We start from the raw sequence: 13,562 nt of genomic DNA, 5'->3' as shown, positions 1-13,562 counted from the left end.
TTCATGTGAGCTTTCGTGATAACACCCACTTATCGCGTGAACTCCATGTCCATTCGTTTCCTTACCCTCGTCCTGGCGGCCACGGCCCTTTTCGGTACGGCGCCCGCCATGGCCGGAATCGATACCAATGCCGTATTGACGACTGAGGCCGATTCGGTGCTCAGCGGCGGCTTGAACCGCGGCATCAGCGGCCTCAGCAATCTCGACCTGACGGCACATTGGCAGGGTGATAACGGCTGGGAAGCCTTCGGCTATGTTTTGGGGGATTTCGGCGACGACTTTTCCGCCAATCGCGTCGGCGATATCCAGGTGACCTCCAATATCGACAGCGTCGACGGTTGGCGGCTGTTCGAGGCCTATGGCAAGAAAAGCTGGGGCGACAAGGGCTCGGTCATGGCCGGCCTGATCAATCTCAACGCCATGTTCGATGTCCAGGACGTCGGCAGTGTGTTCTTCAACGCCTCGCACGGCATCGGTATAGACTATTCGCAAAGCGGGCCGTCAATCTTCCCGATCAGCGCTCTGGGTGTGGTTGGACAGTGGCAGATTACGCCCCATCAAGCCTTGCGTGCCGGGCTTTTCGACGGCGTCCCAGGCAATCCCTATGACGACCAAGCCTTCGCCTATATCAAGTTGTCGGCCGAGGAAGGCGCCCACTATGCTGGCGAATATCAATATGATTTCAATGGCGGCTTCGTAAAGCTCGGCGCCTGGGCCAATACAGCTAGGCTTGACCGGTTGGATGGCAGCGGCACATCGCGCGGCAATAACGGTGCCTATGGCCAGGTCGGTTTTACCCTGACCAGGGAAGGGTCGTCAGAGGACCAGGGCCTGAAGGGCTGGGTGCGCGCCGGCGTCGCCAATGATACCCTTATGACGATCGACCATTATGCCGGCGGCGGCGTGGTCTATACCGGGGCGCTCAAGGGTCGCGATAGCGACCAGACCGGCCTGGCTGTCGCCGTGGCGCATTTCGGTGCGCCCTATAGGGCATCGGTTGATGAGGACCTGATAAGCGAAGTGACGTGGGAAGCGACCTATCGCTACGACCTGAATGACCGTGTTTCGCTCCAGCCGGACCTGCAATATGTCCAGCACCCATCCGGCCGCAGCGACATCGATAACGCCTTGGTGCTGCAATTGCGCGTGAAGGTCGGAATGAACGGGCTGTGATGTCTGGGAAGAGCTGGCTGGGGAACTAGGACTCGAACCTAGAATGACGGTACCAAAAACCGCAGTGTTACCATTACACCATTCCCCAGCATGAAGCTGGCCTTCCGGCGCGGCGGCACTGGGGCCGTGGCCGGGAGAGGCGTGGGAATAGCGCAAGGTTTTCGACAAGGCAATAGCCTTAAACAACTTTTTCCGCGCCGAGGTCCCGCGGCAAGGACATTTTTGGGGACATATCTGCTAACAACGATCCATGACGGATTCGCAAGCCCGCCCGCTCTGTATTCTCCTGCCCGGCACAGACGGTACGGGGGCGTTTTTCGACAGTCTTCGTCAGGCCCTCGATGATCATGATGTGCACGTCGTCAGCTATCCGCAATATGGCGACCAATCCTACGAACGATTGGGTCGTCTGATTCTGCCGGCCCTGCCGCGCGATCGCGATTACGTGCTGATAGGAGAATCGTTCGGCGGCCCCTTGGCAATCTGGCTGGCGGTCCATGCAGCCCACAAACCGGTGAAAATGATTCTTGGCGCGACCTTCGCTTGCTCGCCTTTCGGCGCCCTGGGGCGGGCTATCCTGCCGCTACTGGTCATCGGGCAATGGCTGCCATTGTGGACCTGGCAGATCAACCTGATCCTGTTCAATAACAAGAACCGGCAAATGGCAGAAACTATTCACCAAACCGTAAAACCCGTCCCGCGTTCCGTCCTGCTGGACCGCGTCCGTGCTGTTTTGACCTGCGACGTGCGTGGCTGGCTATCGCAGATCGCCCTCCCCGTTTTATGTCTCAACGCCGCGAAGGATCGCTTGATCCCGCCCTGGCTGCCGCGCGGGTTCGAAGGCTTGCCCGACGGGACGATTGTCGATATCGACCTGCCGCACATGATGTTTCAGAGCGACGCCGAAGGCATTGTCGTCAAGCATCTCCGGCCTTTCCTGCAGAGCTGAGCGTTTGTCAAAAGCCGGCGATTATGTTACCTGCGCGCCATGTTCGAAACCCACCCCAATAGCGATGCCTTTGTCATCGCCGCCTTCTACCATTTCTTCGATTTTCCCGATTTCGAAGCCATGCAGGCGCCCTTGCTGGAGCGTCTAAAAGCCGCCGGCATCAAGGGCTCGTTGCTGATCACGCGCGAAGGCGTCAATTCAACCATTTCCGGCACGCGTGAGGCCATCGACGCCTTCCTCGCCTATCTCCAGGACGAACTCATCGGCGCGAAGATTGCCTGGAAGGAAAGCTATGCTCAGTTCCAGCCTTTCGGTAAGGCGCGGGTGCGGCTTAAGAAAGAGACGATTTCGCTGGGCGAGCCGGTATCGATGAAGCGTTTCGGACAATACGTCGCGCCCAGGGATTGGAACGACCTGATCAAGGGCGAGGACGTCGTCATCATCGATACGCGCAATGATTACGAGGTCAATCTTGGCACCTTTGCCGGCGCCATTGACCCGCAAATCCCCAATTTCAAGCACCTGCCGCAATGGACGCGCGATAACGCCGACGCCTTGCGCGGCAAGAAGGTCGCCACCTTCTGCACCGGCGGGATACGCTGCGAGAAGTTCACGTCGTGGCTGATCGACAACGGTTTTGATGACGTCTATCACCTGCAGGGCGGCATATTGCAATATCTCGAAGACGTGCCGGCCGAGACGTCTTTGTGGTCAGGCGAGTGTTTCGTCTTCGACGAGAGAATCGCCGTCGACCATGATTTGCAGCCGTCCAGGACCGCCGTCCTGTGCCTGCATTGCGACCACACCCTGACCGCTGAAGACCAGACCCATCCGGCCTATGTCAAGGGTATCTCCTGCCCGCATTGCTACGGCGAGCCCCGTCTCGCCCACGACCAAAAGCCGGTGCGTCAATTCCCCGGCCGCACGAAATTTTAGACTTTATGTTATAAGGTTTTGCCAAGATTGGTGCAGGTCTGTCACAAGGCCGGAAGAATCTTAACGAAAACGGACAAATCGTTAATTGTGACGCGCTCTTCATTTGACGCGCGCCTATTAAGGATTATGCTCCGCGGACTAGAGTTGGGGATGATGGATTCCGTATGAAACAGTTTTTCATAACGCTTTCGGCGACAATCGTGGCCTTGTTGGTCGTCTTTGTCGGCTTGCCGATCTGCCTAATCATGATGATCGCGGCGGCTTCGCATCCGAAGACGACCGGCGATGTCGTGATTTCGCTCGATCTGCGCCAAAAGATGACGGACCAGACATCCGCCCAACCGTTCGATTTCCTGACCGGAAAAGGCCTGTCGACCATGGAGGTCGTCACGACCTTGCATCGGGCTGCTGACGACAGCCATGTCAAGGCCGTCTTCATCCGCCTGCCCGAAGGCGGTATGTCGCCCGCCGCGGCCGAGGAGATTCGCAACGCCATCATCTATGTCCGTCGCGCCAGCAAGCCGGTGATCGCCCATAGCCAGGGCCTGTATCCCGACACCATGGTCGTCGCCTCCTACATGCTGGGTTCGTCGGCAAGCGAACTGTGGATGCAGCCGCGGTCGTCCTTCCAGGTAACTGGCATCTCGACCTCGACCATGTTCCTCAAGCGCGCTTTCGATAAGTTCGGCGTCAAGGCGGAATACGAGCAGCGCTACGAATTCAAGAACGCCGTCAACCCCTACCTCTATAACGACTATACGCCGGCGCACCGCGAAGCGACCCTGTCGTGGATGGGCAGCATCTATCAGTCCATGCTGAACAATATCGCCCACGACCGTCGCATGGATGTAGCGGCGGTGCAAAAGACATTGGAAGCGGGCCCTTATGGTGCCGAGCAGGCCCTGCAACTGGGCCTGGTCAGTAATCTCGGCCAGGTGCATGACGCCGAAGAAGCCGCCAAGAAGCGCGGCACCAATGCCACTGTGGTCGATCTGCGCGATTACGAAAAGACTCTGCTGCCGACCAGCAAGGGCTCAGTCATCGCCGTCATCGACGGTGAAGGCGCCATCATGACCGGCAAGGGTAGCGGCGGCGGCTTTGGCTCTTCCCCCAGCATGATGTCGGACGACGTCTCCGATGCCTTTTACGCAGCCATCAAGGATTCCAGCGTCAAGGCCATCGTCTTCCGCGTTTCGTCGCCAGGCGGTTCGGACACGGCGTCAGAACAAATCGCCGATGCCATCAAGGCAGCGCGCGATGCCGGCAAGCCGGTCGTCGTGTCAATGGGCGAATATGCCGCTTCGGGGGGCTACTGGATTTCCTCGGGTGCTTCGGCCATCGTCGCCAACCCCTCTACCCTCACCGGCTCGATCGGCGTCTTCGGAGGCAAGTTCGCCATCGGCGATGCGCTAAGCCGTTTCGGTGTCGATGAACGTGATATCTCCGTCGGCGCACCGTACAGCAGTGCCTTCAGCCAGGCCCAGAGCTTTACGCCGGCACAACGTGCGGCATTGTCGGGCTGGATCGACCAGATCTATAACGGCTTTATCGTCCACGTCGCCGCCGGCCGCAACCTGCCCGAAGATACCGTGCGCCACATCGCCAAGGGCCGCGTCTGGACAGGTGAACAGGCCGTCAGTCTGCACCTGGTCGACAAGACTGGCGGCTTCTACGACGCCGTCGATGCCGCCAAGGCCTTGGCCAAGATCGGCCCCACCGCCGATGTTCAACTGGTTATGTATCCCAATAAGCCGACCATGTTCGGCGGCGTCCGCCAAAGCGTCCAGATGAGCATGACGGGCTTGAAAACCCTGTCCTTCCTCGGCTGGGCGATGAGCGACCCCAAGGCGGAAGCGGTGATGAACACCGTCGCCGACGAACGCCTGCGGGAACAAGGAGCCACGGTCATGGCACCTAAACCCTATCAGGACACCCAGCGGTAAATCGCACTGAATTGCTACGAGTAGGCTGAGCGCCCGGATCTTATTCCGGGCGTTTTTGCGCTTGCGCCCAGCACGGGCACTGGCGACGGGAGTAGATGTGCCTGTCGGAGGATGATCACAGGAACTGCCCCGTGCTTGCACACGATGTCATCTGCTCCCTCACAGTTCCGCCAACACCCATGAAGTGGTCGGCGACGTTGGCGCCCGTCGAAGGAATCGCCATAAACAGACGAGGCACTTTCATCAAACGAGGCGCTTAATAGAAGGGCTACCATCGCATGAGTTCACCTCATCGCCGACGGTCACCGAAATTGCTAATGCTGCAATCGGAGTAGCTGAGGCCTTATTCAAAGAAAACCGGCACTCCGAATGAGTGTGCGGCTGAATCCATAGGCATTATCACCTCAACGAACAGCAGGGTGAGTCCGCGAAAAGCCTATGCCCACGGTCATTCTTTCTGCTGGTATTACGGCCGTCGAGATACCTTGCCCAGGTTAAAAGGTCGCCTCACAGGGCAGGTAATGCGGAACGGCCTGAATCAGAGCATCGACTTCCTCATCATCTACGTTGAATGCGCAGAGTTGCAAGATTTACGTCGGGTTTGCGCGCTTGTGACGACGCACGAAAAAGGGCGGCGCCGTAAACGGCACCGCCCCTCAGCTCAATCAGGTTCGAAAAGGTTTAGAAGTTAACCTTCGCACCGACCTTGAAGTAACGATTGATAACGCCAGCGGAGTGGAACGCGGCATTGTAGTTGGTCAGACCGTAGGTGCTGTTCGGGTCTTCCGGAGCCTTGGCACCGAACACGTTCAGCACGTCGAGGTAGATGCTGTAGTTTTGGTTGATTTCGTAAGAAGCGTGCATATCGACATCGACGAAGGAGTCGGTGTTACACTTCACGATTTCACCGGTGTTACGATAACCGACGGCGACGTTGCCGTTTCCGGGCGAGTCGCAGGTACCGTTATAGTCGGTATCACCAGCATCCATGGCGATGGCCTTGTAGCCGCTGATATAGTAGGCCGTGGCCGACACGTTCAGCTTGCCGAAGTCCAGGTTGTTCTGCCAGTTCCAGCGCAGCTTGGGCGTACCCGAACCCGAGGTGATCTGGTTATTACCCAAGGTACCGTCATAACGTTGCTTGGTGCCGTCATTGTAGGTTTGGGTGTAGTACTGCATGTAGGTGGCTTCAGCTGTGGTGGTCCACTTGGCCCAGCCCAGGTCGAAGCGACCGATGACCGATGCATCCATACCTGCCGTGTCCTGAGCGTTCAGGTTTTGCAGGCCGTATTGGATGAAGCCCGGGGTCGGCATAGCGTTCGGCAACAACGGGTCGACGGCGCCTGGCGTGATGGTGAAGCCGGCAGGGATCGGATCGCCATTGAAGTAGGCGTCGATGGCAGGCGCATAGTTGGCGCCGGCGATAACGCCCGACTTGTGGATTTGGTAGTAGTCGAAGGTGAAGCCCAGGGACTTCGTCGGCTGCCACACGAAGCCCACCGTGGTGTTCTTCGACTTTTCAGGCTTCAGGTCTTTGGCGGCGATCGTGGTCAGGCCCAACGAATAGCCGACACCGTAACCGTTGCCGCAAGCCGGATGGCCGGTCGTGTTACAGTCCGGATCATGCGGAACGCGAGCGTGTTCTTCATCGATGAACCAATCCGGGGCGTTCAAGGTCACAAAGCCGGTCGACGGATCCGAATTGGTTTCAGCGATCGACGGAGCGCGGAAGCCACGCGAGAAGGTGCCCCGCAGGGTCAGCTTACCGTCAAGGAACTTATAGCTGGTCGAGAACTTCGGCGAGAAGGCCGAGAAGCCCGTCGAGTAGCGGTCTTCACGACCCGAAATATTGACTGTCCAATTCGGCGTGAAGGGTGCGTCCAATTCGAAGGCGAGAGCCGTGATGGTACGGCTACCCGTTGCGCCGAACGGATTGATGGTGAAGTAACGTTCCGTAGGATCGCCACCGACCGGATCGGGGTTGGCCGACGGGTTGTCAATGGCTTCATACCGGATTTGACCGGTCAAACCCAAGGACAGAGATCCACCGCCCAGATCCATCAGATCGCGCGAGGCGTTGACCTGCAACATGTCCAGTTCCGACGTCGACTTTTGCACATTGGTCGGCGACAGGTAGTCGCGGACTGCCTGGCTGTTCTTCGACGGATCCATGAAGTTATAGGAACCGTCCTTGACCACGTCGATCAGGTGCGAAACGAAGATGCGGCCCTTCTGGGTGATATCCAGATTGGTTTTCATCGCCGTGGCGCCGATGTCGTAGTTCCAGCCGGCAGCCGAACCGGTCAGGCCGGCGGCGAAGCGCAGGGTCCGCGATTGCGTCGTGGTTTCGTTCTTGATGTCGTTGAGACGATAGGTAATACGGGCGATATCGCCGGCCGAAGCGAACGGATTGTTCGGGTTCAGAGTGCCGTTGGCCGCCGTACACGCGCCAACAGTGTCGCGCGGGCAGACATAAACCGGCAGGTAGAGACCGGAGGCGAAGGCATAGGCGTTCGGGTCGGCGGCAGCGGTGGAAACTGACGAACCAGCGGCGCCCGGAGTCGTTGCCGCACGGATGCTGGAGGGGTTATTATAGAGATAGGTATCGTTCTGATACCAGTTAACCGACGCGTAGCCTTCCATGTCGTCACTGAAACGCTTGCTAAAGCGCGCCGACAGGCTCTTGCGAGTATCTTCCGGCTGCATGACACCATAGTCTTTGACCAGGTCTTGTTGGCAAAGCTTGGTACCCGCCGCTATGCCCCCGATGCCGGAGTTGGCGGCTTCGTCTGCAGTGATAGTGACTTCCTTCAAACCACTGCAATTCAGGGCCGGGTTGATTTCCTGCCAGTTGCCGTGGGGGGCAAAGGCTTGGGTATACGGGCGAACAGAAGCGACCGTGTTCGTGCCGACGCCCGGGAAGGTATCGTCGAACTGGATGCCGTTGGTGACGCCATTGGTACGGCAGTCGGAGCCGTCGGCGTTACAGGTCTTGCTTTGGTCGGCGGTGTTGTAGGGGTAGTCGGTGTCGGCAAACTTGATCAGGTCGTCTTTTTGATATTCGGCGCTGACATAGAAGTTATAGCCGTCGGTGTTCAGGTTGCCCTTACCCCAGATGCCGGAAACCATCTGGTGACCGCCGAAGCCCTTTTCAGCGGAGCCGCCTTCGATCTTGCCAGTGAAGCCGTTGAAGGTCTTCTTGGTGATGACGTTGACAACGCCGGCGATGGCGTCGGCGCCGTAGGTCGACGACGCGCCGTCCTGCAGGGTTTCGATGCGGTCGATGGTGGCGTCGGGAATGGTGTTCAGGTCGACGAAGTTACGGGTCGCGTCGTCGCCGAGCGGATAATAGGCTTCGCGCATGCCGTCGACCAGGATCAGGGTCGAGTTGGACGTCAGGCCGCGCAGCGACAGACCGGAGGCACCGGTGGAGAAGCCGAAGGTCGACCAGTTGTTGGTGATCGCGCCGCCGTTGTTGCCGGACAGGTGCTGAGCAGCCTGGTCGATCGTGGTGATACCGCGCTTTTCGTAGTCGGCCGCCGAAGTGACGGTCAAGGGCGAGATAGAGGTCAGCGCCTTCTTGCGGATGATCGAGCCGGTAACAACCACGGTCGTGGTGTCGTCGGCCGGAGCGGCGGCCGCCGGGGCGGCGTCCTGAGCAAGCGCGGCCGTCGGGGTCAGCGCGCTGACGGCGAAGGCGCCGGACAGCATGCCGCAAATTGTCGTCGTGGCCATCAGGCCCGATCGCAGAGTTATCTTTTTCACTCGTTTGTTCTCCGGGTTTACAGTGTGGGTATAGGCGTACCCGCCGCAGTTTCCAGCATTACACGCTGTTAATGAACTTAAAGACCGCTGTCGTGAATCCGTCAATCGCACGACACATTTTTGTCTATATCATTTGAAACCTGTTTCAATAAAGTCACACGAGCAACCTTACACAGGGTCAGGCCGGACTACGCCTATGGGGTGATTTTTTCCACGCCTACTATTGCGTCACCACTGGTGATGCGCAGAATATAGCTAAGGCAAATCAATTGATTAAAGATTAATTGCGGGCAGGGAGGACAGGGACAGCGTTTTGCAAAAAAACACCCCATTTTCGCTTATTGGGCCCATAATCATTTCTTAGATCGTGGCGCCGCGACAAGCAGACAATGTGCCGCAAGTGCGAAAATATGCCTCAATGATGGAGATTCGTCACAGGCCGGTCGCAATCGCACCCGGTAAGGATGACGGCGTTGTCACACAGTAACCTCGCTCAGGAACTTTTTACCGCAGTTACCGCGTGAGGGTAATACGTGCCGCCATGGGCGAAACGGGCTCGGGCGTACAGCTCGCTACCAGCACATGTATCAAAACCAGACTGAGCACAGCCGCCACCCAGCGTTGGGAACGTTTTGATATATAAGAAATAGTTGCCTCAGCCACGGTGCACCTCTGTCGTTTCGCCAGAGGTTAAGCAAAAGTTAAGCCAATCCGTTCAATCGCCACCGCCATCGGCAGGCATATCGCTGCCCGGCGCCATTCCCGACGCGGCAGACAAGGCCACACCATCCGCCGCTGTTTGGTCCAGCATATCAGGATCACTTGGCAAGGCTTTGATCTTGTTGACGATGTCGGTCACACGGCGGCAATTGTCGCCCAGATCCGGCATGTCGTAACGGCTGATCGAGCGGACATCTACGCCCGTCGGATCGAGGCGCACGACGACATCTGCCTTGAGCCCGAAGAAGTTGTCCTGATGTATCGCTTCGACACGCCAGGGGGCCTTACCATATACCCTATAGCTCTTGTCGGACCGAAACAAACCTTCGACCTGCTCGGCGCTAATATCCTTACGATGGACGGTTCGAGCGCCCGGACACGTGGCGTCGTTGATGGCGGGTATCGTCTTGCCGCCCCACTCCATCGATTCGTTACGCGGTACACGCGGCAGATCTTCGACCGCTTTGGCATCGGCCCCACGAGCCGCGATCAGTTTGTCCGACAGGCTGACGGCCGGCGACCAATTCGTGGCGACATCGGCGATTGGAGGATAGGCCTTAAGCTGGCGGTGATAAAGCGAATAGCCGCCCATTATGCCACCGGAAATAAGAGCCGCTGCCAAGGCCCACGGCGCGTACCGTTTCGGCGCCATAAACAAGGAAATCAACAAAGACAAACCGGAAATCGCCAGGGCCGCCATGGCCAAACGCGGCCCCACTCCGAGTGCCAGGGTACGGACACCAACATCCGTCGGGATAAAACCGAGATTGGTTGCCATCATGGTGCCGAGCAGAAACAATGGCACGATAAGCGCAACTATAAAAGCCCATTGAGCAAAGGCCAGGCCTTTCTTCTTTTGCGGCTTCTTGTCGGCGGGATCAGGCAAGTCATCCGTCACGTATGGGGTTTCCCTTATTTATTGGTTTAACGGCGTACGCGCACATTAGCCCCCGCCGGAGCTACGTCACGGAATTACCTTCAACAGGCGAAAAACGACGAGTGGCAATTGTCCGATCTTGACCAATGCCCACTATTATACGTCATGGATGAACAACTGGATGGGTTAAAATCAGGCGCGATCGGGGGTGAGTATATGCCATGAAAGTTGAGAGGTATCAACCGTTTGCTGGCTTAACGCTACGGCAGCAGTTGCATCTGAAACATCTCTAAGACGAGCCTTTACACGTTCGGCGCGCGCCTCCGCCGAAACATCGAGCCATATCCCGCCGAACGCAAGTTTCTCCTGCTGGGCGAGTACCTCCGCACGCTCACGCCAGGTGGATTCGCGAAAGGTTGCGTCGAGGATAACAGACTGACCAGCCTGCAAAGCGACCGCCGCTAGATCGAGCATATGACCGTAGACGCGATCATTCTCATCGGCGGCATAAGCCTCCTTAGGGAGAGGTTCATATTCGGGACATGCCCACAGACGCTTGCGCAGCTCGTCACTGCGGATAATAACGGCGCCCGGCGCCCGCCCGGCCTCAGGCGCCCTTTGTCTGGCTACCGTGCTCTTGCCTGAGCCCGACAGGCCCCCGACCGCGCCGAGAGTCGCCGGAACCAGGTCGAGAAAGCGATGCGCGGCTTCGAGATACATGCGCGCCTTGTCCATGCCGTAGGTCGCTTCGCCGACATAGTTGGCATTGACGTGGCAACGCACGCCGGCGCGCACTGACATATAGAGGGGCAGCAATTTCAGACCGGCGTAGATGCCGGCGACATCGTCTTCCAGGCGCGCGGCCTGTTCGAGATAGACATTGAGGACGCTGTTGGCGGCGGCTTCATGCCCCCTCACCCACAAATCCATAAGCAGGAAGGCTAGGTCGTAAAAGACGTCGATCTGGCTGAGGCGTTCATTGAACTCGATGCAATCGAACAAGACCGGCTTGTTGTGCTCGATCAGGATATTGCCGAGATGCAGATCGCCGTGGCAGTGGCGGACATGGCCGTCGTCAAAGCGTTTGACGACCTCGTCCTTGAGCGATTCGTAAGCCGCTTGGATCGCCGCGTCATAGGCATCAACCGCCTCGGCGCCCAATTGATCGCGGAAAACATCGATATTTCTTTTATTGGAATCAACGACGTATTTGATATTGTTGACATGTTCGGCGTCGCGGCAAATTTCCGAGCCGGCGTGAAAACGGGCCACCAATTGCCCCAGGTCGTGCATGGTCTCGGGATCGGGCGTCCAACCGGCCTGGGCCGTGCTCTGCTCTCCCAGGACGCCGGCCGTGTCGAAACGGCGCATGACCAGGACGCTTTCGCCGCCGATATCCTCGACGCCGAGATAGATGTCGGCCGCCATGCGTTGATTGTAACGCAATTCACGCAGCAGGGCAGCGCGGCGCTTTTCGGGCGAGGTGAAGTCGAGAAAGCCGTAGTCGACGCTTTTCTTGACCTTATAGGCCTTGGTCCCTTTGAGGATGACCGTGGCGCACGAGGTTTCGATGACGGCGTCGGCGCCTTCTTTCAGGTGGTAGAGAACTTGGCTGAGAGACAAGATCGGGTCCTTGTAGGTATTGGAAGAATAAGGATTATCCGTAGGTTACGGATAAAGCTTTTCGCGCGACCAATTGGCCGTGACGGTGTCGCGGGTAAAGTGCACGCGATCGTGGAGACGGAACGGCTTGTCACGCCAGAACTCCATGGCCAGCGGAGCGACACGATAGCCGGTCCAGTGCGGCGGCCGGTCGATCGTGCCGAGGCCGAATTTCAAACCGTAATCGATGACGCGTTTTTCCAGCGCAAAGCGATCCGGCAAGGGCTGGGATTGGTCGGACGCCCAGGCGCCGATCTGGCTTTGACGGGCGCGGCTGTGGAAATAGGCATCGGCCTCGGCATCGCTGACGGTCGTGACTTCGCCGCGGATACGTACCTGGCGGCGCAGGGATTTCCAGTGGAACAGCAAGGCAGCCTTCGGGTTCTGCGTCAGTTGCCGCCCCTTGGCCGACAAGGTGTTGGTGTAGAAGACAAAACCGGCCTCGCCGAAGTCCTTCAACAACACCATGCGGCAGTCCGGCAGGCCGTCGGCATCGGCTGTCGCGACCGCCATGGCGTTCGGATCGTTGGGTTCACGGGCAGCCGCGTCCTTCAGCCACTGACCGAACAAGGCGAAGGGTTCACCGGCCTCGATCTCGGCCTCGTGGGCGGCGTGGGCTTCGGCGTAGTCGGCTTCGGACGGGCTGGGCGGAATGAGCGTCGATGACATGAGAATTTTAAGACTTTGCAAACCATAGCTGGGCGATAAATCGCTTTCGGACAATGGACTTCGGGACCCTGAACTTCAAGATGGCATTGGTAAAAAGTCTCGATACGGACACGCGAGCCGGCGCGCTGAGTGAGCTCGGGTTGGGCGGTCAGGTGAGTGAAGACGATGTGCGCAATGCCTTTCGCCAAAAGCTGAAAGAAGCTCATCCCGACGTCAATGGCGGCAGCGATATCTTGCTTCGGCGCATCTTAAGAGCGCGCGACATGTTGATGTCGGACAGCAGGACATCGGTCCATGAACCTGAATTATTGCAGGATTTGACGCACGGTGACGCGATTGAATTGCGCATTACCCTGGAACAGGCCATCCTCGGTGGCGAAATTCAGCGCGATGTCCCGGCGCTTGAAGTCTCCGGCGTACACGAGGAACTGACGTCTCTGACCCAGATGAAGACCGTGCGTATCGACTTACCGAAAGGGCTGCGTAATGGCGATACGTTGGCGCTGAAAACGGCCGGCGCAGCGCGGGCGGAGCAGCTGTTTCATATTGCGATCGACACCGAACCGCATTGCCGTGCCTGGGGTGACGACATCTGGATGACGGCACGCATCGAAGCGCGCCTGTTCGCGACAGGCGGCACGGCGGAGGTCATGACGCCCCACGGACCGCACCCGGTTGATGTCGCCAAGGACACGCCGCGCGGCTCGAGTCTTTGCCTGAATGGGCTGGGTTTGCCAGCCACCGGCATGGCCGCCGCGGGTAATCTCTATCTCCGTTTGGAGGCCGCTGCCGATACCGTGCGGCCATGGCACGAAGCTGTGAGCGACTTCCGGCAAAAGTGGGTGGCCTAAGGCCGGAATCTGTGGCT

The 13,562-nt window shown here is 58.3% G+C and carries 9 protein-coding genes and 1 tRNA gene; 5 read left to right on the top strand and 5 right to left on the bottom strand.

The features are described 5' to 3' along the window. Positions 1–45: 45 nt before the first annotated feature. Positions 46–1,173, top strand: coding sequence for a carbohydrate porin (locus AC1DX3_RS16865; RefSeq protein WP_476990484.1), 1,128 nt, complete (start codon positions 46–48; stop codon positions 1,171–1,173). Between the two features lie 14 nt (positions 1,174–1,187). Here the strand turns inward: AC1DX3_RS16865 and AC1DX3_RS16860 are convergent. Continuing rightward, positions 1,188–1,261: transfer RNA gene (locus AC1DX3_RS16860), tRNA-Gln, on the bottom strand. A 162-nt stretch (positions 1,262–1,423) separates the two neighbouring features. On the opposite strand from AC1DX3_RS16860, the gene AC1DX3_RS16855 reads away from it, so the two are divergent. The 3 genes from AC1DX3_RS16855 (at position 1,424) to sppA (ending at position 5,001) form a co-directional block, all read left to right on the top strand. After that, complete coding sequence (locus AC1DX3_RS16855; protein ID WP_476990483.1) at positions 1,424–2,122, top strand: alpha/beta fold hydrolase; 699 nt, start codon at positions 1,424–1,426, stop codon at positions 2,120–2,122. Positions 2,123–2,161: 39 nt separating this feature from the next. Continuing rightward, complete coding sequence (gene trhO, locus AC1DX3_RS16850; RefSeq protein WP_476990482.1) at positions 2,162–3,058, top strand: oxygen-dependent tRNA uridine(34) hydroxylase TrhO; 897 nt, start codon at positions 2,162–2,164, stop codon at positions 3,056–3,058. Between the two features lie 164 nt (positions 3,059–3,222). Beyond that, entirely contained in the window at positions 3,223–5,001 is a 1,779-nt protein-coding gene (sppA, locus tag AC1DX3_RS16845) for a signal peptide peptidase SppA (protein ID WP_476990481.1), read from the top strand. Between the two features lie 681 nt (positions 5,002–5,682). Here the strand turns inward: sppA and AC1DX3_RS16840 are convergent. The 4 genes from AC1DX3_RS16840 to pdxH all read right to left on the bottom strand — a co-directional run bounded on the left by AC1DX3_RS16840 (position 5,683) and on the right by pdxH (position 12,694). Then, a complete protein-coding gene (locus AC1DX3_RS16840; RefSeq protein WP_476990480.1) occupies positions 5,683–8,766 on the bottom strand; it encodes a TonB-dependent receptor domain-containing protein in 3,084 nt (1,027 codons plus the stop codon). A 715-nt stretch (positions 8,767–9,481) separates the two neighbouring features. Next, entirely contained in the window at positions 9,482–10,384 is a 903-nt protein-coding gene (locus tag AC1DX3_RS16835) for a DUF1499 domain-containing protein (RefSeq protein WP_476990479.1), read from the bottom strand. A gap of 171 nt (positions 10,385–10,555) precedes the next feature. Continuing rightward, entirely contained in the window at positions 10,556–11,986 is a 1,431-nt protein-coding gene (locus AC1DX3_RS16830) for a bifunctional aminoglycoside phosphotransferase/ATP-binding protein (protein ID WP_476990478.1), read from the bottom strand. A 45-nt stretch (positions 11,987–12,031) separates the two neighbouring features. Next, a complete protein-coding gene (gene pdxH, locus AC1DX3_RS16825; RefSeq protein ID WP_476990477.1) occupies positions 12,032–12,694 on the bottom strand; it encodes a pyridoxamine 5'-phosphate oxidase in 663 nt (220 codons plus the stop codon). A gap of 80 nt (positions 12,695–12,774) precedes the next feature. On the opposite strand from pdxH, the gene AC1DX3_RS16820 reads away from it, so the two are divergent. After that, positions 12,775–13,545, top strand: coding sequence for a DnaJ C-terminal domain-containing protein (locus tag AC1DX3_RS16820; protein ID WP_476990476.1), 771 nt, complete (start codon positions 12,775–12,777; stop codon positions 13,543–13,545). Positions 13,546–13,562 lie beyond the last annotated feature (17 nt).

It is taken from the genome of Asticcacaulis sp. P2_B1 (assembly GCF_056404915.1).
Note: the sequence above shows the minus strand (reverse complement) of the source record. Positions and strands in the feature narration are given on the sequence as shown.

Excerpts from the sequence above, each read along its gene's own strand:
- AC1DX3_RS16855 (WP_476990483.1), top strand. The coding sequence starts at position 1,424 with ATGACGGATTCGCAAGCCCGCCCGCTCTGTATTCTCCTGCCCGGCACA.
- trhO (WP_476990482.1), top strand. The coding sequence starts at position 2,162 with ATGTTCGAAACCCACCCCAATAGCGATGCCTTTGTCATCGCCGCCTTC.
- AC1DX3_RS16820 (WP_476990476.1), top strand. The coding sequence starts at position 12,775 with ATGGCATTGGTAAAAAGTCTCGATACGGACACGCGAGCCGGCGCGCTG.
- AC1DX3_RS16865 (WP_476990484.1), top strand. The coding sequence starts at position 46 with ATGTCCATTCGTTTCCTTACCCTCGTCCTGGCGGCCACGGCCCTTTTC.
- pdxH (WP_476990477.1), bottom strand. The coding sequence starts at position 12,694 with ATGTCATCGACGCTCATTCCGCCCAGCCCGTCCGAAGCCGACTACGCC.
- sppA (WP_476990481.1), top strand. The coding sequence starts at position 3,223 with ATGAAACAGTTTTTCATAACGCTTTCGGCGACAATCGTGGCCTTGTTG.